The organism is Priestia iocasae (genome assembly GCF_016909075.1).
GTDB lineage: Bacteria > Bacillota > Bacilli > Bacillales > Bacillaceae_H > Priestia > Priestia iocasae.
Window position 1 is genome coordinate 158,531 of the sequence record NZ_JAFBFC010000002.1, and the last position, 20,719, is coordinate 179,249.

General features: G+C 41.6%; 19 protein-coding genes and 1 pseudogene. 4 read left to right on the forward strand and 16 right to left on the reverse strand.

The genetic code is table 11. The features are described from left to right. Positions 1–46: 46 nt before the first annotated feature. The 9 genes from JOC83_RS05935 to JOC83_RS05975 form a co-directional block, all read right to left on the reverse strand. Positions 47–1,342 (reverse strand): opine metallophore biosynthesis dehydrogenase, encoded by a 1,296-nt coding sequence (locus JOC83_RS05935; RefSeq protein WP_205185249.1) that lies wholly within the window; start codon positions 1,340–1,342, stop codon positions 47–49. Positions 1,343–1,370: 28 nt separating this feature from the next. Beyond that, entirely contained in the window at positions 1,371–2,162 is a 792-nt protein-coding gene (locus JOC83_RS05940; RefSeq protein WP_205185252.1) for a class I SAM-dependent methyltransferase, read from the reverse strand. A gap of 21 nt (positions 2,163–2,183) precedes the next feature. Further along, on the reverse strand, positions 2,184–3,017 hold the full coding sequence (locus JOC83_RS05945) for a histidine racemase CntK family protein (RefSeq protein ID WP_205185255.1): 834 nt from the start codon (positions 3,015–3,017) through the stop codon (positions 2,184–2,186). A gap of 292 nt (positions 3,018–3,309) precedes the next feature. Further along, a complete protein-coding gene (locus JOC83_RS05950; protein ID WP_205185259.1) occupies positions 3,310–3,951 on the reverse strand; it encodes a dienelactone hydrolase family protein in 642 nt (213 codons plus the stop codon). A gap of 339 nt (positions 3,952–4,290) precedes the next feature. Beyond that, on the reverse strand, positions 4,291–5,781 hold the full coding sequence (gene argH, locus JOC83_RS05955) for an argininosuccinate lyase (RefSeq protein ID WP_205185261.1): 1,491 nt from the start codon (positions 5,779–5,781) through the stop codon (positions 4,291–4,293). Positions 5,782–5,796: 15 nt separating this feature from the next. Then, entirely contained in the window at positions 5,797–7,488 is a 1,692-nt protein-coding gene (locus JOC83_RS05960; RefSeq protein ID WP_205185265.1) for an ABC transporter permease, read from the reverse strand. Next, positions 7,485–8,591 (reverse strand): ABC transporter ATP-binding protein, encoded by a 1,107-nt coding sequence (locus JOC83_RS05965; protein ID WP_205185268.1) that lies wholly within the window; start codon positions 8,589–8,591, stop codon positions 7,485–7,487. The genes JOC83_RS05960 and JOC83_RS05965 overlap by 4 nt, the downstream gene beginning before the upstream one ends. A gap of 14 nt (positions 8,592–8,605) precedes the next feature. Continuing rightward, positions 8,606–9,691, reverse strand: a complete 1,086-nt coding sequence (locus tag JOC83_RS05970; RefSeq protein WP_205185270.1) for an extracellular solute-binding protein — start codon at positions 9,689–9,691, stop codon at positions 8,606–8,608. Between the two features lie 15 nt (positions 9,692–9,706). Then, on the reverse strand, positions 9,707–10,891 hold the full coding sequence (locus JOC83_RS05975; protein ID WP_205185272.1) for an ROK family transcriptional regulator: 1,185 nt from the start codon (positions 10,889–10,891) through the stop codon (positions 9,707–9,709). A 293-nt stretch (positions 10,892–11,184) separates the two neighbouring features. Here JOC83_RS05975 and JOC83_RS05980 point away from each other — a divergent pair, with 293 nt between their 5' ends. From JOC83_RS05980 to JOC83_RS05990, 3 genes and pseudogenes are all read left to right on the forward strand, one after another. After that, on the forward strand, positions 11,185–13,689 hold the full coding sequence (locus JOC83_RS05980) for an NEW3 domain-containing protein (RefSeq protein WP_239583381.1): 2,505 nt from the start codon (positions 11,185–11,187) through the stop codon (positions 13,687–13,689). Between the two features lie 131 nt (positions 13,690–13,820). Then, positions 13,821–14,066 (forward strand): hypothetical protein, encoded by a 246-nt coding sequence (locus tag JOC83_RS05985; protein ID WP_205185274.1) that lies wholly within the window; start codon positions 13,821–13,823, stop codon positions 14,064–14,066. A 39-nt stretch (positions 14,067–14,105) separates the two neighbouring features. Next, a pseudogene (locus JOC83_RS05990) lies at positions 14,106–14,528 on the forward strand (MBL fold metallo-hydrolase); the annotation flags it as partial. 339 nt (positions 14,529–14,867) lie between these two features. Here the strand turns inward: JOC83_RS05990 and JOC83_RS05995 are convergent. The 5 genes from JOC83_RS05995 to JOC83_RS06015 form a co-directional block, all read right to left on the reverse strand. After that, the gene (locus tag JOC83_RS05995) at positions 14,868–15,611 is read right to left on the reverse strand and encodes an ABC transporter permease (protein WP_205185277.1); all 744 of its coding nucleotides are present in this window, start codon (positions 15,609–15,611) and stop codon (positions 14,868–14,870) included. A gap of 13 nt (positions 15,612–15,624) precedes the next feature. Further along, complete coding sequence (locus JOC83_RS06000) at positions 15,625–16,383, reverse strand: ABC transporter permease (RefSeq protein WP_205185280.1); 759 nt, start codon at positions 16,381–16,383, stop codon at positions 15,625–15,627. Then, positions 16,380–17,303 carry an ATP-binding cassette domain-containing protein gene (locus JOC83_RS06005; protein WP_205186028.1) on the reverse strand — a complete coding sequence of 308 codons (924 nt, stop codon included), beginning with the start codon at positions 17,301–17,303 and terminating at the stop codon, positions 16,380–16,382. Before JOC83_RS06005 ends, JOC83_RS06000 begins: the two co-directional genes overlap by 4 nt. Before the next feature lie 137 nt (positions 17,304–17,440). Further along, the gene (locus JOC83_RS06010) at positions 17,441–18,550 is read right to left on the reverse strand and encodes a sensor histidine kinase (RefSeq protein WP_205185283.1); all 1,110 of its coding nucleotides are present in this window, start codon (positions 18,548–18,550) and stop codon (positions 17,441–17,443) included. Beyond that, positions 18,547–19,257, reverse strand: coding sequence for a response regulator transcription factor (locus JOC83_RS06015; RefSeq protein ID WP_205185286.1), 711 nt, complete (start codon positions 19,255–19,257; stop codon positions 18,547–18,549). The genes JOC83_RS06010 and JOC83_RS06015 overlap by 4 nt, the downstream gene beginning before the upstream one ends. A 143-nt stretch (positions 19,258–19,400) precedes the next feature. Between JOC83_RS06015 and JOC83_RS06020 the strand changes: the two genes are divergently transcribed. Next, positions 19,401–19,847 (forward strand): VanZ family protein, encoded by a 447-nt coding sequence (locus JOC83_RS06020; protein WP_205185288.1) that lies wholly within the window; start codon positions 19,401–19,403, stop codon positions 19,845–19,847. Positions 19,848–19,875: 28 nt separating this feature from the next. Here JOC83_RS06020 and JOC83_RS06025 read toward each other — a convergent pair whose 3' ends face one another. Together JOC83_RS06025 and JOC83_RS06030 are read right to left on the reverse strand one after the other, a co-directional pair. Further along, on the reverse strand, positions 19,876–20,148 hold the full coding sequence (locus JOC83_RS06025) for a barstar family protein (RefSeq protein ID WP_205185291.1): 273 nt from the start codon (positions 20,146–20,148) through the stop codon (positions 19,876–19,878). A 108-nt stretch (positions 20,149–20,256) separates the two neighbouring features. After that, on the reverse strand, positions 20,257–20,664 hold the full coding sequence (locus JOC83_RS06030) for a ribonuclease domain-containing protein (RefSeq protein WP_378913297.1): 408 nt from the start codon (positions 20,662–20,664) through the stop codon (positions 20,257–20,259). Between the last annotated feature and the right edge of the window lie 55 nt (positions 20,665–20,719).

Here is a 20,719-nt window from a genome sequence, read left to right on the forward strand (position 1 = left end):
AAAATAAGAAACATAACGCTTTTCATTTTTTCATAAAAGAAACCTGTTACACCTCTGTTAACTCGGCGCATATTCGCTGAATGTCATCGGCAAAATCTTGAACGATAAACGCATCGGATCGCTTTTCTCCTTGAAGAGTGCGAGACGCCTCTTTTAGCTTTTGCTCATACGTATGAATAAACAAATCAATGGTTGGACAATCCACTTTCACATGTTTTGCAATGCCTTGAATCATTTTAATGCGGTAATAATCTTCCTTTGGCATTCTTGGAATATCAATCTGTCCTGCTTGATTCGTAAAAATGGTTCTAATTGGAACCGCTGAAAAATCAAAGTACCTTCCCGTCTCGTCAGGCTCTGAAAACGGGTCAATAAGCAGAGAGGCATACCGCACATACAGTACATATTCTTGGTGAATCGTTTCTAATTCCACAAATCGCTCAATCTCATCACGAGCTAAGCTCTCTTCTCGAATTGGATAGTTGTCATCCACCATAAATTTTAATAAATTTACCTCAGCAATGCCGAGCTTCTCTAAAACGGCCATCATTTCTTTCCACTGAGCAAGCATGTTGCGAATAAGCCCTTGCGTGATCGGTCCTTCTGGATACAGCTTATACACATACTTTTTCATCTCGACGTTTTTAAATATCACATTCAATGAAAACTCATTCATAAAAAGCGGTGGGTGAACGTAAAGAGAAATGTTTCGCGTTTCGGCTTCCATCGGCGACTGCATCACTTCTAAGTGAATACCTAACGTTTCATACAGCCCACAAAGAGCTTGAACGTTTGACGATACACCATGTGTCGAGCCAATAAACGTTTTCTTTTTCATCCCGGTTGTGATGACTTCATGAGACGGCTTGCCCTCTAGCCACCTTGTATCTCCGTAATAGGTGGAAAAACTGATGACTTCCGCTTCTGAACCAAGACTTCTCATATAATTGGTGACTAAGTGATTGGATCCAAATGTCGGAGAAATCAAAACGATGCATTTAACAGTCTTTAATACGTCACGATTGAGTTGAGTTAAGACGTCAATATAAGCATCGGTTGTCACCGAAAGCATCAATGTCTCCCATTGGCCTTGTACAGTTTCATAGCCTTGAAACAGCTGATCCAAAAAGCACTCACCCTTCATCGCTTCATGCTTTTCATTTTGAACATGCGCGCGAAGAACATGACCATGCTGCATGACCGCTTCAAAAAAGGACGCTGAACGAACTGAAGACCGTCCGACAATCCCGACTTCACTGTTCATGCGCTGCTTCAAATGAACGGCGAGTTGAACCGATGCCGGGCCTGTGCCTGCTAGTAAGACACGCTGAAAATGGTTCATAAAACCCTCCCTCTCTTACACAAGTAATCTATGCTTTTTTATATAGAGCAATATCAAATACTTGATGTGGACGCAAAACCGTATCAACCATTTTCCACTTTCGCTCATTGACTTGCTGCATTGGGTAATTAAAAAGTGACTTCAATTCATTTCCATATCTCATCGCGACAACGACATCGTCATTTGTAAGTGTATGTAATTGATCTAACAGGTCGTATTTCCCATTGACGGTTGAGCTAAAAATGACGTGCGTAATCTCATGAATGCCCGGAATTTCTTCAATGACGACCTTTTCAAGCTGAATCGGTAAATCTTTGCCTAGCTGATGAACAACACGTCGACCAATCTCAATCGCCTCTTCATCAATGTCAATGCCCATCACCTTCGCTCCTGTTCGCTTGGCAATTAATAACGGTGTCATCGGAAATGAACCAGAGCCCACTAACAGTACCTTTGAATCAGCCGTGACGTGAAAAGAACCAAACTCTTCTTCAATACATGATTCAATGTTTTGAAAGTAGTCTGTTTTCCCCTCTTGTCCTTCTAGTAACTTCCATGCGCGGTATTTCTCCATAATGGTTACACAGCGCGCTGACTTCACTCTTGCTTCTTCAACTAGTTGAGTGAACGTATGTGAGGGGTCCTTCATCATTCTGTGCCATTCTTCTTCATTCGCTTTATTTGTCACGAATGTGGCGTAGTCATCCATCACTTTCTCAAGCTCGATATCATGTTTGATTGTATGCTGTTCAGGCGCAAGCTCATTAAATGCTTGAACAAACTCGACTAACTGTTCTTGAAGCGACATAACTGTCTTCATGTGCTTCACTCCTCTCTTTTTTTACACGTTAACAAATGCTTTTCCTTGTGCAACGATCCCAACCGATCCTTCAATTGTCAAACTTGTGATGGCTCCGTTGTACCAAGTAGCCGTAACCCCAATGGTGCCACCTGGTTGTGTAATCTTTTCGACCACTTCTTCCTCTTGCTTCCAAGCGAGATATGCCCCAATCGAAGCGGTCCCTGACCCACAGCCTCGTTCCCAAATGAGGCTGTCTACACTCGGCACGTAAATAAGCGGCGCAAGCTCCTTTGACTGCACTTGATACAGCAGCACACCAATTAACTGAGCCCCTAACGTTACGCCAAGTAGCTTCGCTAACGATTCAGCTTGCGCTTTCACTTCTTCATGAAACGCTTCGACTTCAAGCACCAGGTGAATGAACTCTCTGTATCTAACAATCACAATCGACAGCTCATTTCCTTCGTACTGGATGACTCGTTGCTCCACCTTTTCAGGAACAGGCATGCTCACTTGACAATGATACGTATCTCCTTGTCGTTTCACGTGACACGCTACAAGCTCATCCGTTCCTGACGTTTCTAACACAACATCGGTTTGCTCATGTACTTGTAGCCCTTTTTCTGCAGCTAAAAAAGCGGCTAACGCCATACATGCATTGCCACAAAACTCTCCTCCTGCCATCTGCAAATGAGCAGCCGCTTTATGCGTGACAGGACGTTCAATAAAACCAACTTGCTCGGCATATACGTTGTCATACGCCATCATTTTCGAGGCAATGCGTGTATGCTCTGTAATCGAATGCTCCGTCTTCACTAAAATCGTCATGTTTTGAGTCGGATTACACTTAATAAAATCGATTTCTTGCATCATCTCAATTCCCTCTAGTTTAATAGATTTCAAATCATAATCATTACGATTTACAAAAGGTAGAATATAACAAATAAAATCCGATGTCAACGATAAGGTACATTTCAACGGATATTTACGTAGTTTGACCTATGGAACTAACGTAGAGATAGTAGAAAAAGAGAGACGAATGTCCTCTCAATGTTACGATTGATTAGAAGCAACGTCAGTAATACGAAAAGACCATTGAGAAGAAGGTTCGCAATGGCCTTAACAGAGAATGGGCTTTATGTGAATCTCAACCTTTATCCTACGTTTAGTTGCTAGAGTGAACGTTATGTATGTCATCGATGTGTAACGGTAACTTATTTACTAAAAATTCTTTAGTCAATCGTAAGGATTCTGTATAGTACGGCTGACTAAAATGTGGAGAATACGGATTTGCATACCCATGCTTGGTCGGAAATGTATGAAGGCTTATCTTCTCATTTTCTTTTGCGAGAAGATTTCGTACAAGTTCTTGCACGTTAAACGATTTTTCGCTCTCGGAAAAAAACAATAAAACCGGACATGTAGACTCGACCTCCAGATGATCTCTAATTCGAGAGCCGTAATACCCTATCACTCCATCAACCCACTCATCCTCACTACATAGCCAAGCGATGGTAGCTCCTACGCTGTACCCTACTAAATAAATCTGTTCATACTTCTCTTTTAGCTCTTGTACGTATTGCCTGATGAGAGAGACTCCCTTTTCTATCCCCACGTTACTCATAAAATTCTTGTAGGCTTGTTCCTCTTCTTGATAAGAATAGGCTTGACTTCTAGCAAATAGATTGGGGCACTCAACGTCAAATCCCCACCCTTTTATCATGTCAGCAGCATGCATCATATGCTCATTGACGCCGTATATTTCATGAATCAGTAGCACTACACGCTTCGAATTTCTTGCATTCATCACCAAATCCCCCCATTGAAAATGTCACAACAAGCGCTCTGTTTTCTTCTTGTTTTCTACTCGTTCTATTACTCTTTCATTCACAATACAGAAATGACAGCGTCGTCCCGTTTTTTAAAAACGGAAGCCTCCCCCATTCAATTGTTTCATTCAACAGTAGAAAACAAAAAGCACCTTAAGAATAAAGTGCTTTCTCACTTTCCATTCGCTTTTAGCTAGGACCGTTATGATGTCGTTTCGTTCAACGATATGGTAAAAGAAGTGTCTGTTACTTGAAACGATTATATCATGATGAATTGCTTTTTTACAAAATACTACCAATTACTCCATCTTCATTTCTTAAAACGTAAACCCCACCAGCTTCTCTCGCTTCTTCTTCAATTCCTCTACTAATCGTTCATAGGCTTTCTTGTCATGCATCAGGGCTTCGGCTCGATTGTTGATCATTCGTATCACCTCTTGTGGACTTGGGCCACCTTGACGATTACGGATGCGAACGAAGTATTCGGGTGAGATGATTTTTTTCCATTCGTCTTCGGTTAACGAAACCGAAACGAATGGTTGAATAACGTGATTAACATCCGCTATGTCCCAATCCGACAGTTCGTTCCCTTCCTTCACTGTTTGTTTGGAAATGTGGCTAGCAATGGCGTGAGCTTGTCGGAATGGAATGTTGTAGTCTCTTGAAAGGGTGTCGGCAAGCTCTGTAATGGTGATGCATGATTTTTTCGCCATTTCCTTAGCATGCTCTTTGTTCACATTTACCGTAGCAATGACTGCATACATGAGCTTGAACACACGGTTGGCATTGTTGAACGAACGGTATAAATGCGGCTGTAAGTCATCTTCCGTATCGACAATGTCTCCAAACGGCGTGTTATGAATCATGTTCATTGCCGCAAATGCTTCTCCATACGCACTGCTTGCGAGCGACCTTGAATGCTCAATGGAGACAGGGTTTCGCTTTTGAGGCATAATGCTGCTCACTTGCACGTACGGGTCCGCTACTTGAAACGTACCGAATTCTCGTGTGACGTGCTGAAGGAAATCTTGAATCCACCTTCCTGTATTCACCATACATGTCATAAGAGAGGATGCGGTTTCGAGTAAATAATCCGCGCCACCAATCGCATCATAGGAATTTTCAATAAGTTGATCAAAGCCAAGTAACGCACGCGTTCGGTCGCGACAAATCGGAAACCCCGTCGTCGTCAGTGCCGCTGCTCCTAATGATGATTGATTCACGGTTTTATACGCTGACCAAAACCGCACAATGTCTCGCTGTAGCACATCGTAAATGGCAAGCAAGTAATGCCCAAGCGTTGTCGGCTGCGCAGGCTGTGTATGGGTGTAGCCCGTCATGTACGTTTCATGATGAGCTTTCGCTTGTTCAAGAAGAACGTCGCTTAAGTCATACATGTAACCAAGCATTTCTAAAATACGCTCTCGCAACACAAGGCGATACATCGCAATTCCCATATCGTTTCGACTGCGCGCAATGTGAATCTTCCCGGCAAGCTCCTCGCCAATCTCTTCGGCTATTTTTGCTTCCATCATAAAAAACAAATCTTCAAACTGCGGCTCATATGCAAGTGAGCGCGTATCTGATTTCGCTACTTTATTAATTCCATTCAGCATAATTCTTCCTTCATCTTTTGGAATGATGCCTTGTTCGGCAAGCATCACCACATGCGCACGGTGAATATCAAACATGACGTGAAAGAGATAATCACGCTGATCATTAAATACCGGACGCAACAGCTCTTCTACATACGTTTTACCTGGAAAAGACGCGCCTTCTCCCTTTAAAAACTCATCTAGCTTTTTCATCTCGTCAACTCCGTTTTACGACAATGATTTTTCTGCTTTGACTCCGAAAAACTTATGCGAAATAAACAGCACAAGCGCAATTAACGCAATTTGAATCATTCCGTATGCCGCTGCCTGCCCCATATTGAACATGCGCAGCTGATTCATAATTTCAATGGAAATGGGCCGGTTTGATAACGTATAAAGCAGCACCGATGTCGGAAATTCCCCAACCGACTCAACAAACGACAACAGCGTACCCGCTAACACCCCTGGCATAATGAGCGGTAAAATGACTTTTCGAAACGTATAAAACCACTTCGCCCCTAAGCTTCTCGAGGCTTCTTCTATGGAATCATCTAATTGCTCTAACACCGCATTCGTTGAGCGAACAACAAGCGGGATGTGGCGAATAAAATACGCAAGCGGTAAAATCCAAAACGTCCCGACTAGAATCTGTCCGAAGGAGAAAATCGTCGGTTCGTTAAATGCAAAAATTAAGTTCATTCCAATGACGGTTGCGGGTAATGCCCATGGAATCATCACTAAAATATCGACAAAGCTTTTGCCGACGAATTTGCGCTTCACAAGCACATACGACGCAATCACCCCAAATACAAAGTTTCCTGCCGTTGCGACAACTGATAAAATCAAGCTGTTTTTCAGCGGCTTGAACACATTTGGATCTTCAAATAACAACCGATAATTCTCTCCATTAAACACCGTCGGATACGTTTGCCACGTCCACGTTCCATCTGGGACGAGTGACAAAAGTAAAATCGTCAAGTGCGGCAGCAGTAAAATGATGACACCGATGATGCCGGTAACAACTAGCGACCATTTCATAATCGGATTGCTGACTTCACTACGATGTGCGCCAATGCCTTTTGACGCCATGCGGTAATCTTTTCGATTTTGATACCAACGCATAAACAGTAAAAAGCTAATGGACACAATTGATAAGATGACAGACTGCGTCGCTGCCACTTCCATGTCGCCATTAATTTTCGAAAAATAAATTTGCAAACTCAACACCCGATAACCACCCGCAAGTAAAAACGGGGCACTAAACGACGCCATGGAAATCATAAACACAAGCAGCGATGCCGCGACAATGGCTGGTGTTAAAAGCGGAAACGTCACTCTCCAAAACACCTTAAACCTGCTCGCTCCAAGGTTATACGCCGCTTCCTCTAATGATGGATCGATTTTATGAATCGCCGACGACACAGTCATGTAAAAATACACATACATCGTGTACGCATGCACAATTAAAATGCCGGACACGCCTCCAATTTTAAATGGCACATCGTCAAGTCCAAACAAATCTTTGATGGCATTTGGAATAAGCCCTGTTTCTCCGTACAAAAACATAAACGCCATCACGCCAACGAGTGACGGAAGCACAATCGGCATAATCGCAGCCGATGCAAAAAAGCTTCTGCCCGGAAAGTCGTAGCGGTTAAAAATAAACGCAAGCGGAATGCCAATCAGCGCACTAAACAACACGCTTAATAAGGAGATGTACACCGAATTCCAGAGCGCTTCTAAATTCGTTTTCGATTCTTGTGTAAAGAAATCGCTGTAATGACTGAACGTCCACACACCGTCTTTATGCAAGCTTTCAATGAGCGTGCGCAGCGATGGATACAGCACGTACGCCACGAGCACCAATAAAACGGGAATGAGCAGAAAAATCGTTAATCGCGTGTCACGGTTTTTCATCATGAGGAATCACCACTCACAATTGGAATAACGCGCATCTGCTCACTCGGCAGTTCAATCCACGCATCTGAGCCTACTTGAAAGCTTGTCGCTCCTCCATTATTAAGCGTATTCACTTTATATGTGAGCTCGCCATCACGAACGACAAGGTGAATGGTGGAACCGAAGAAATGAACCTCTTCAATCGTTCCCTTTATCATATTCACACCGTCCCTCTCTTGACTCGATACAGTAATCGATTCTGGCCGAATAGACAACGCAAGCTTTTTTTCTTGATCTCCTTCATCAGGAAGAGTTGTATTCTTCACCGTTAGTTCCGTGATGTCTTCACCATTTTGAATGTGAACAAGCAAGAAATCCTGTTGAACGTGTTGAATCGTGACGGGCCATAGATTAATGTCACCAATAAAACGCGCCACAAAATCATTGGCCGGCTCGTTATAAATATCAGAAGGCGTGCCGATTTGATGACAGACGCCAACATTAAAAACCGCGATGCGATCGCTCATCGACAGCGCTTCAGCTTGATCGTGCGTCACGTAAATTGTTGTAATGTTGTATTCTTTTTGCAGCCGTAAAATCTCACTTCTCATTTCATCGCGCAGCTTTGCGTCTAAGTTACTTAACGGCTCATCTAGCAATAAAATTTCAGGTTCAATGACTAACGCTCTCGCTAAGGCAACGCGCTGCTGCTGTCCTCCACTTAACTGACTCACTTGACGTTCGGCGTATGGATCAAGCCTTACTTTTTGAAGCACATCGCGTACTCGTTCTTTCAGCTCCGCTTTGCTAACTTTTCTAACGCGCAACCCAAACGCCACATTTTCAAACACCGTCATGTGAGGAAAAAGGGCATAGTTTTGGAAAACCATGCCCGTGTTTCGTTTTTCAGGAGGCACACGCGTCATATCCTTTTCGCCAAAGCGAACAACCCCTTTTGTCGGGTAGTAAAATCCCGCAATCATCCGTAGAGTCGTCGTTTTCCCACAGCCACTTGGCCCAAGAAATGTGAAAAACTCTCCGTCTTGAATGTCAAGGTTTAAGTGATCCACTGCGATCACCTTGCCAAAGGCTTTTTGGACTTCATCCATCGAAATTGACGCCATAGTGCTCACACTTCCTATTCTTTAATTTCTTTCTCTCCACTTTTAATGTTTTCATCCCAATGCTTCATCCACGTATCGCTATTTTCTTGGAACACCTTCCAATCAATATCCATCGCTTTAATCTCTGTTTCGGTAATCCATGCTGGAAGTCCGTCAATGTCATCACGTGTTGGAATGCGATAAAATTCTTCAGCCAGAATCTTCGCTGCTTCTGGTGTGTTCACAAACTCATAAAAGGCTTCCGCTGCTTTTGGATGTGGGGAATCGTTCACAATCGCAATTCCTTCTGTTAAAACCGGCGTTCCGCTTTCAGGGATAATGAATTCAAACGGATAGTTTTTGTTTTCTTTTAGCATGACAACATCCGGCATCGCCCACACCGAAAGCGCTCCTTCTCCTTTTGCGACTTTGTTGTACATCATCTCTGGGTTCGCAGCGTACTCTTTCGTATTCGCATCAAGCTTTGTCAGCCAATCATATCCAGCTGCTGGGTCGTTCGAGTCTTTAAAATCACGGTAAATCATCGCCGAGAAAATCGTACGCATTGTACCCGAAGCAAGCGGATAGCGAATGATGATTTCATCCTTCCACTTTGAATCTAACAACTCATCCCAATCTTTCGGTGCTTCTTCTTTTGATAGCTCTTTGGTGTTGTACATAATGACTTCAGGCGTTTGACTCGTACCTGACCAGTGCCATTCTGGATCGTGGAATCCTTCTGCTAGACTGCTAGAATACGAAGGTGCATAGGGCTTTAACAATCCTTCATCCTTCGCTTGATCAAAGTTCACAGACGGTGCGCCCCACCATACGTCCGCTTGCGGATTATTTTTTTCCGAGCGAATGCGATCTAAAATTTCTTGTGACCCCATATCGAGCCATTCCACATCAATTTGGTATTTTTCTTCAAACTGCTGTTCAAATTTTGAAAGAATGTCTTTGCCATGTGGCGAATACACAACCACTTTTTCTTCTAATGTAGGTTTTTCTTCTTTTGCCGTCTCCGTTACTACCTCTTTCTCTGAATTACAAGCCGACAGCAATAACGCAGCCGATATTGATAAAGTCGTCACAATGGATGCTGTTTTTCTCTTTTTCATTAAAAGTCCCCCTTATTAGGAAAAGTTCATCATACTTTCATGCTCTCGTAAGAAAAGTGACACGGCCCCAAGCACACCTGCATGGTCTCCGAGTTTGGTCGCCTTCAGCTCTACTGAACTCGGAAGATAATGATTGACGATTTGGCGCAGCTTCGGCAACACATAATCCGCTGATTGACACACACCACCTCCTAAAATGATCACCTCTGGATTGAGTAAACTAGCCGCGTTAATCATGCCGTATGCAAGGTGCTCGAGCGCTTCATCAACGACCGCAACCGCAACCCTGTCACCTTTTTTCGCAAACGTAAACGCCAGCTCTCCTGACAGCTCTTCTTGCTGAGCGTGACTGTAGGCTGGATGCTGCGGCTCTTTTAAAACGCACTCTGTAAATCGCTTTCCAATCGCCTTTCCACCTGCTACGCTTTCTAAATATCCGTATCGATGAAAAATCGGTTTAAAGTCGGTTTTCATCTCGTTTTTATTGGTTACCATATAGCCGATTTCACCCGCTGCATTTCCATAGCCTCGGTACAGCTGATCATCTAAAATGATACCGCTTCCAATTCCGGTTCCAACGGCAATAAACAGCACATGTTTTTTGCGCTTTGCATTTCCTAACCACTGCTCACCTAACGCCGCCACATTCACATCGTTATCCACATAAACCGGAAACGAAAAGTGCTGCGTCGCTAAATCAATAAACGGATACCTGATCCAATTTAAGCTAGGCGCCTCTAGGACAATTCCATTTTGAGTAATCCCAGGCACGCCCACTCCCATCCCGAGCACCTTCTCCCTCGGAATGTGACAGGCTTCTAGCATACCCTCAACTTCTTTGGCTATTTGCGGAATGAGCCCTTTTTCAACATAGTGATGAGTTAAAAAGCTACGTGAACAAACAACGTTTCCCATCAAATCGCTGATCATCATTTTAACGTTCGTCCCGCCAATATCTGTCCCAATGATGTAAGCTGCTTTTTCATTAAAATAAAGGCGTATGGGTCTTCTTCCGCCTTGTGACGACGACTCGCCACTGCCTTTTTCATACACCCAATTCTCTTCCATTAACTCATCCACTAGCAGTGATACCGTCGGCTTACTGAGTGAAAGGTTCGCCGCAATCTCAGCTCTTGATGTTGGTGAATGCGTCTGAATCCACTGTAGTACCTTTTTTTTATTCATCGATTTCATCTGCATAGACGCTCCCCTTTAACTTCATCGCATCACGCTCGACTTCATTTTGTTAGTTAGGTTTACTAATTAACTTGACGATAAAGTATATCGCTCTCGTCTCCGATGTATGAATAAAATTTTTTTAGAATGAAAGAATGCCAATAGACTGCTCTCTAAAAAGAGGTACACACAAAACCACTTCACAATACCTAGAATATTTACAAAATCCTTCCATTATGATAGCTAAGGAGAATAAGGAAGAAAGTTCGGTTCGTTAAGCGAGCTAACAAACACCACAATTGAAAGGGGTTACAACATTGAAGAAGATCATGATTTATGTCTTATCACTCGCACTCGTCTTCACATTGCTTCCTGTTTCAAGCACCGCCGAAGGAAACGAGCATGACCCAGAATTATGGAGCGCCGTGAAGCCACTTGACACAACGGTGACGTTTTTAAACATCGGTGCTCATCCAGATGATGAACGAAGCGACTTTCTTGCGTATTTATCACGAGGCCTTGGCGTAAAAACCGCTAGCTTAATCGCCAACCGCGGAGAAGGTGGCCAAAATGAAATCGGTCTTGAGCTTGGAGATGGCCTTGGCATTATTCGTTCCCGAGAAATGATCGAAGCGGCGAAAATCACCGGTGTGAAAGCCTATCACCTCAGTGAAACGACATCGGATTCTATTTATGACTTTGGCTTTTCCAAAACAAAGGAAGAAACACTCGACCATTGGGGAGAAGATTTGACGTACGAACGACTCATTCGCTTTATCCGTACGTATCAGCCTGATATCATCATGCCTTCGTTTCGAGATTCTGACACGCAGCACGGTCATCACCGCACGATGACGATTTTAAGTGAACAAACGTTTAAGGATGCAGCCGACCCTACCGTTTTCCCTAATCAATTAAAAGAAGGGTTATCTCTTTGGCAAACGAAAAAATTATACTTACCAGCCGAATCAAAACAAAGCGCTCATACGTCACTTGAAATTGGCATGCTCGATCCTGTTTACGGAAAGTCGTATCCACAAATCGGGGAACAATCGCGCTACATGCATAAAAGCCAAGGCATGGGCAATGACATTCCCGTCGCACCACGACAAATTGATTTAGAGTTAAAGCACTTTGTGAATGAAGCGAAAAATCCAGAGCTATTTGCAGGCATTCCCTATGACTTTAACGAGTGGGCAACTACCCTTCCAAAAACAGAAAAAGCGCTGCAGGCTCACTACTCAACGTTTCAACAAAGCTTAGAAAGAATCATTTCAAGCTATCCAACGCGTGAAGATGTTTTCACTAACACCCAAAAAGCGTTAAAAGACGTGAATCAATTAATGAAGAAAACAAAACAAGCGAAGCTAGACACGGAGTTAAAAGCAACGCTCCTTCATAAGCTACAATTGAAAAAAGAACAACTGCTTGAGGTGAGTGTGGTGTCATCAAACCTTGACGTAAAAGCGGTTGTCGACTCGACTATCTTGACAAAAGGCCAACAAACGAGCGTAAAAGTCACCATTTCAAATAACGGAAAGCAAACATTACGCAACACGAAAGTCGAGCTTGTCACGCCAAAAGGCTGGAAGGTGACGGGTCCATCAAGAGGAAAACACTTACGCCCTGATCATACAGCTACCCTTACCTATCACGTTCATGTTCCAAACGATGCGGAGAACTATCATGCGTACAAAGAGCCTGTTATTCAAGCGAACGTAAGCTATGAAGCTTCTGGAGCGAAGACCACTACCATGAAACAAGTAGAAGGAACGATCGCTGTGTTACCAGATGTCGGATTAACTCTTTCACCGGAAGATTTAGTCATTAATACAGCGAACGTTCAAGACAACGTGCCTGTGACGGTCAAGGTGAAAAATTACCGAAGTGACGCGACAAGCGCATCGGTTTCCTTACAGGTGCCAGACGGATGGAAAGTTAGCCCAAAAGCAACGACCGTCACCTTTAAAAAGCACGCCGAGGAGCAAGATGTCACATTTACCGTTCAACCACCAGCTACGATTGAAGACGGAGCATTCACCTTAACTCCTAAAGCGAGCGTGAATGGTCAATCATTTTCTTCAACCGTCCAAGAAATTCACTATGACCATATTGGGACGTTTTATTACTTATACCCAGCAAACGTCAATGGTGTCGCGTTTGAATTGCTCGCACCAAAAGGATTAAAAGTAGGCTATGTGGAAAGTGGCTTTGACAAAGTCGCCGACTACCTCACAAACGCCGGACTTGATATGACAAAGCTAACTCAAGCAGATCTTTCCTCTGGTGATTTAAGTCAATATGACTCCATCGTCATTGGCATTCGTGCGTACTTATCACGCGTAGATTTGGCTGCTAATAACGAGCGTTTAAAAGAGTATGTCAAAAACGGCGGCCACCTCGTTGTGCAATATCATAAGCCAAATGACAACTGGGACACGGACACAACTGCGCCGTACCGCTTAAAGATTGGAAATCCATCCATCCGCTGGCGCGTCACCGATGAAAACGCCACGGTGAACATCCTAAAACCGGAGTCACCGCTTTTCAACACGCCAAATAAATTGACGAACGAAGATTGGGCAAATTGGATACAAGAACGCGGCTTGTACTACCCGATGGAATGGGCAAACGAATATGAAACATTCGTCAGCATGGCTGATCCAAACGAACAACCATTTGACGGCGGTATCTTAATGGCTAAATACGGCAAAGGAACGTATCTCTATACAAACCTTGTTTTCTACCGCCAAATTCAAGGCCAAGTACCAGGTGGCTATCGCATTTTTACAAATATCATTAGCTATGGACATGAAAAGTAAAAAGGAAAAACAGCGCATCCTCTCTTTAAGCGGATGTGCTTTTCTCTGTTTGATCCTGTTTACGTAGGATGCAACCAAAAGGAAAGATTTAACTTATTGTGATAAGATGGATTGAAAGGAGCGGATGCGTGATGAACAAATTTGGAATTCTTTCTTTTTTAACCTTTAGCGCAAGTGTTTTGTTCTTTTTTGCGTTCCGGGGACCAAATGCCAATCTATCGTTAGGCATACTCGTATTTGGAGCTCTTTCACTCCTCGGCATTTTGTTTGCGATTTTGTCTAAGAGATGGGTAACTGGCATCATCGGTGGGCTACTAAATGGTTTGATATTGGTTTTCACCTATCTTTTGCTGCTGGCGAAAGGAATCGGCGGGTAAAAAGAGACACTCCTCACCTAAAAGGAGGTAGAAAAAATGCTGAAGATTTTTGAATTACCGATTGCATTTGATTTTAACGGACACACTCAAACAATTTACCCGACCTTGCTCGTTTTAGACGATGAGCTGACGTTAATCGATACAGGCTATCCGCATTTTTTACCGAAAATAGAAGGAGCTATTATCAGTCATGGATACAGCATGAGTCAGTTAAAAACCATTGTTGTGACGCATTACGACGATGATCACATTGGTTCGTTGTCTGATTTTAAACGCACATATCCGCAGGTGACGATTATCGCAAGTCAGATTGAAGCTCCGTCCATTAGCGGTGAGGTACCATCAGAAAGACTTGTTCAAGCAGAAAAGATGCTGAAGACGATGCCAGAGGAACAGCTTGCGTTTGGCAACTGGTTTGTGTCACAACTGAAGAAAGTACACCACGTCCCTGTTGATCAAAAAGAGAGTTCTGATGTCGTCAGAACTCTTACTTCATTCACACCACCCTAAATGACTATCACTCCTACTAAAAACAAGAAGATAGAAGTCACTAAATAAACCATAAACGATTTCTTTTCAAAGATGATTTTTTCAATAGCAAGAATGGTTAACGAAATAGCGATTGGATAAATGATCAGGCTTGAGAAACTTTCTTCTCTCGCAAAACTCCAGAAAATATAATAAAATGCGAGTAAAAGAAAGAATCCTGCAAAGCTTCTTGTGACCACTTTTATTTTTTTTGATAACTTTCATGTTTTTCAATTAGCTTCACAATTATGCTCCTCTCTCTTATAAGTAAGACTAACTTTCTAAGTCTGCTCGTTTAAAACGAAAAGACGTCATGGCGACAAAAATGAAAAACGTAATGACTACTGCACTAATGAACACAGGATAAGAATCTATTGGACTCTCATCTGGCGTCGAAATAGCGAATGATGGCTGAGCCCAAGGATAAAGCATTCCCCACTTTGATGTATACGCACCAAAAACTAAGAACGATAAGAAGATATTAATGCCTAAAGGAATGCCAAAATTTTTTATTTTAAAAGATAGCCATAGTTGAATGGCAGATAATGAAAAGGTCCCTAGCCAACTGAGAAGAATCGCAAACACAATAAAAGTGACAGGAATTGGATTCTCGATGTGAATAATGAAGCCACCCACGATATAAAATAGCACTAAGAAAAGCTGCATAAGAAAGATAAGTAGTAAAATGACCGTTAGCTTCGATAAGTAAATCATCGTTTTTGAAAGAGGAAGTGAAAATTGCAATTTCCACCCGCCACTCAAATGATCTGTTCTACAAACTAACGCTGCATAAATGCCTGATGAAATAGGCAAAAACAACATCCCATAGAATAACGTAATTTGCGTCCACGCTTCTAACCAACCGTTATCATCTTTTTTGTCCATCAATACCTCATAGTTTCCTAAAAAGCTACTAAATCCTAAAATCACACTAATCAAAGGGACAGCCAGTACTAACATCCATATTTTTTGCCTTTTTAACTTTAACCACTCAAACATAAGATAATCCTTAAACATCAGATTGGCCCTCCTAATCGACTTGTTGGTTGTTGAACGCTATGAAGCCCAATAACAAAAAGAATAACCCGAATATGACACTTAATATCGTATACTGACCGATATCGGCACTTGTTACAATTTCTCCTAAAGAACCATCAACAATCAATTGTTTAACAGGTGTCATCATGGCTGGATAAGCCCAAAATAGATAGGATGTGCTTTCATTCATTTGGAAGAAGAAAGCAGAAATGGCACCTAGAATTCCTATTCCAATCGGAAACGCTTGATTTTTGAATTTCATAGACATCCATAGTTGAAATGTCATAATAGGCAGAGCACCTACGTACGGTAAAAAAGCTGCTTTTAACAATAACAGATAAGGAACATTGCCACTAAAACCTAAAACCATACCAATGACAATGAATCCTCCAAACATAACAAGTGCTGAATATACGCACAGTTTGATTACTTGAAAAAGCTTACTCATATACAATTGTGATTTTGGAATAGGAAGCGAAAATAGGAATTTCCATGCATTTGTTTGATGTTCAACATTTATGACATGTGAACTAATAATTGTGATAGCAATTGGGATAAAAACCATCACCACAAAATGAACAATAACGACCATTGATGCCCACATATCAACATTTCTTTCAATAAAGTTATCTCTTTGCATCATAATAATGAGAAATCCTATGATGATAATTGCTAATGGATACATAAACGTAATCGGTGTGATGAATGTCCGTTTCAATTTCATCTTGTCTGAATACACAACATGATTCACGATACTTCTCCACCTTTGTGTGTAATCTCAAGGAAAATATCTTCTAATGACCGCTTCTCTTCCTGTATCCGATAGACCGCTAATTGTTGACGTATTAATTTATCGGCAATGTAAGCAATCTTACTGTCTTCATGCTCGTGGATCATAAGTTCGTTCTTTCCGTTAAGAGACACATTCAAGCCATCTTTATGTAAAATCGTTCTCGCTAAGTGTGGATCATTCACCCTCATGCTTATGTTTCCAGTACTTTTCTTTCGCAGCTCTTGAATGTGATCTTGGAAAATGAACTGTCCCTCATGAATAATCCCTACTTTATTCGCCATTTGATCTACTTCACTTAATAAATGACTTGAAATCATCACGGTGATTCCATAACTAGAAGGCAAGTCTTTAATAAGCTCTCGAATTTCTTGTATACCTGCAGGGTCTAATCCGTTCGTAGGCTCATCTAGAATTAATAGCTTAGGAGAGTTTAACAAAGCAAGCCCAATCCCTAGACGCTGTTTCATGCCTAACGAATAATGTTTAACAAGCTTATCTTTTGCTTTCGTTAGGCCAACAATCGTTAGGACTTCATCGATTTTACGTTTGTCTTTCATACGCAATAACTGGTGAATCGCTTCTAAATTTTCGTAGCCTGTTAAGTTGCCATAGTAAGACGGGTATTCGACTAGTGATCCAACCTGACTCAAGATTTGAACTCTATGCTTAGCCAAACTTTTTCCGAAGATTTGAATCTCTCCTGCAGTGGGTTTGATTAATCCTAATAGCATCCGAATCGTTGTTGTCTTCCCTGCACCATTTGGACCTAAAAAGCCATAGATGTCTCCTTCTTCGACCGATAAATTTAATTGATTAACAACCGTCGTTTTCTTATACTTTTTGACTAAACCATTTGTTTCAATGATTTTATTCACGATTATCACCTCACCGTTAGTATAAACAGGGAAGGTAAACGTTAAAGTAAAACAACCTTAATAGAACCTTAAAATGTGAGAGATGAAAAAAGAAGATGACTCTTTATCATAAGAGCCATCTTCTTTTTCATTCATTATCTTTACTCAAGAGGCAAATAGATGTTCAACGTTGTCCCTTCTTCTCGTTGATCTGCAAGTTTAATCATACCTCCATGTGCTTGAACAAATTGATCCGAAATGTGCAAACCTAACCCAGAACTTTTATGAGTAGCATCCTTTCCTTTGTAGTAACGATCAAAGATATGGTTTCTTACCTCTTCTTTTATCCCTACACCATTATCTTTTACTGCAATAACGAGATAAGGAGTTTCTCTTTTTAATGAGACACAAACGCTCGTGCCTTTAGGATTATGTACAATCGCATTTACAAGTAAATTATTCAGTACTCGTTGAAGTAACGGGGAACTGAATGAATACTCAAACGCTTGACCGATGTCATTACGCAGTTCAATTTCATATTCACTTGCCGTTGGATGATTCGCAAATTCAATCACGTTTTTTTGCACAAAAGCGACGATGTCTTGTTTCTGTTTTATAATATCATCGTTTTGATATTCGAACTTAAAAGCGTCGTTTAAATCCTGCAGCAGCCTTTCCATGTATTCCGTTTTTTCTTGGATTTGTTTTAAGAAAAGAAGCCGCTCCTCCTCTGTCCATTGATTACTAGATAGAAGCATGGAAGAGTAACCTTTCACATAAGAAAGAGGTGTTTTCAAATCGTGAGCAATATCCGCTACCCACTCTCTTTTTTTTCGCTCCAGTTCTTCCGCTTTCTTTTTATTTTCTTTTAAAGAATTCGTCAAGTACTGTAATTGCGATAAGATATTGCGATATAGAACGAACGTATACTTAATAGCACCTGTTCTTTTTGAAAGGCTTCGAGCAATCCCGCCCTTTCCTACCGGTTCTTCATATCGATCTTGAGATAGCGATTTGATCCACTCTAATATGTGAAACAACGGACTACTTAAAATCCAGCCATAACTAAAAACGACAATAATGAGGATGATGAGGGTATGATATTTAATAATAAATTGACTCATTTTATGACTAAGCGTTTGATCTTCTAACAGAACACTCATTACGTCAAAGCTAAATGAATTCACTAAAGCAAAGCCAAAATAAACAATGTTCACAAATAAAAATAAATGGATGATAAATAGAAGAATAAATTTCAAGCGTATTTTCAAACAGATTCACCCTTAGGAGGCACAAACTTATACCCTAACCCCCTCACATTGATCAATACTTTTGGGTTGTTAGGAGCTTGTTCAATTTTCTTTCTTAGCCGATTCATGTAGACCATCACCGTATTCGTATCACCTAAACTATCAGTCCCCCAAATTCGTTCATATAAATCTTGGATACTAAAAATATAATTAGGGTGTTGAAAAAAGAAGGCTAATAACTGTAATTCTCTAGCTGTACACGGTACCTCGATACCCTCGACATAAAGCTGTCCGCTGGCTAAATTAAGCGTTAAAAAACCATATGTATAGTGTAATTTTTCTTCCTTCTCAGCTTCTCGATAGTTTTGTTCTCTTCTAATTTTCGCTCTAATACGCGCAATCACCTCGAGTGGTTTAAACGGCTTTGTTATGTAGTCGTCTCCTCCTACGTTTAAGCCAGTGAGAATGTCTAAATCCGACGTTCGAGCCGTCAAGAACATAATGGGTGTCTTCGTCATTTCTCTTATTTTCGTACATAGCACGTATCCGTCCATATCCGGCAATGTCACATCTAATAAAATAACGGCATATTGATTTTTCCTTACATACGCTAATGCTTCTTGGGCATTTATTGCTTTATCAATAGATTGAAAACCTTCCGCTCTTAAAGCCATGCTCATCATTTCCAATAAGCCCATCTCATCATCAACTAATAATATTCGTTCCAACTCGTTGTAACACTCCTTTTGTGCGCATTCTTTACTAATTATACCAAAAGTGATGGATTGATTTTACGGTATTATGAAAGCTTTACACCCCCACACTTTTCTCATACAATAAAAAAACAGACGCAATTAGGAAAGGATTGACAATGAAACGGATTTTATTGGTGTTTTTACTTTTAAGCATCGCTCACTTCTCGCATACGCCTCATTTAAAAGTAACCGATCCAAGCAGCTGGTTTAACGAATCAAACTGGGATCATGACGCATCGGTCGCTGAGATTTTAGCACCGGACAGTGAGTTTTATGATGCCTATGAATATAAAATTGATGAAGAGTTTGTATTGCGAAAGCTTGCGCATATTACCTTCTTTGGCCTTCTTGCCTTGTTGTTTCTCGCAAATGTGAAACAAAATCGGTTGCGCTACGTCAAAGCCTTTGTATATACGGCCCTTTTCGCTCTATCAGATGAACTTCACCAAGCATTCGTCATCGGTCGTGACGGTCGAATGTGGGATGTACTGCTCGATTCGGTCAGTGGATTGGTGTTTTTAGTTGGGTATTTTATGATGACGCGGTGGCGGAAGAGGTATTAAAAAAACGATGAGAGTTCCTCATCGTTTTTTACTCTACTTTAAATGTTAACCCCTCTACTTCGGCTGCCGCATCGCGAATGGTATCGGCCGCAAAGGTCGCTTGTTGACCTATTTTTTGGACACTTTCTTCAAAATGAAGCCATTTAATCGCAAGAGGCAGTCCGACATGACCGGTGAGGCAATCGAACAGCGCATCTAAATTCTCCCCATAATAGTCAGGAAAATCTAAGTTTGTTTTCAAATAATCATGCAGTTCAGCCATACTGTATAGCGCTTTTCCATTAATGATTAGCTCTCTCAAGATGATCTCTCCTTTTTATCTACTCCCCTTTTATCTTACAAGAAAGGGGCATACGGCTCTACAAGATTAATAGAAAGAGCATGACGCTTTTTCGCCATGCCCCTTCTATTAATACCAGCGTTGGAACGTTTTGTAGTGATCGCTCGTTGAGTAATACAATCCATCATTTGAATAGACAACGCGCTGTGCACCACGGCATCCTGATGTATAGTACGCATCCGCTTCATAGTAAACACGGCCGGTTTTTTTCGGTAGTAAGCCTTCACGGTTTTGGAAAACGTCTCCACCAATGCTGTAGCCTGGTGCTACTTCTGCCAGGTTACATTGACTTGATACCCATCCAATGCTTTGTGCTTCACTTTTCGTAATGAAGTTAGCTGGAAGATGACCGTATTCTTTTAAGTAATCAATAATACCTGCAAAATCTGTTGGAGTGGCATAATAGCTAATTGCCGCTTCCGCTTTTTCTGAGTGGTCAAATGCTGTCGTTCCTCCAAACAATAGCGCAAATGCCATTGCTATGGACATAAGAAACTTCACTGTACGTTTCATCCTTGTTCCTCCTCTTATG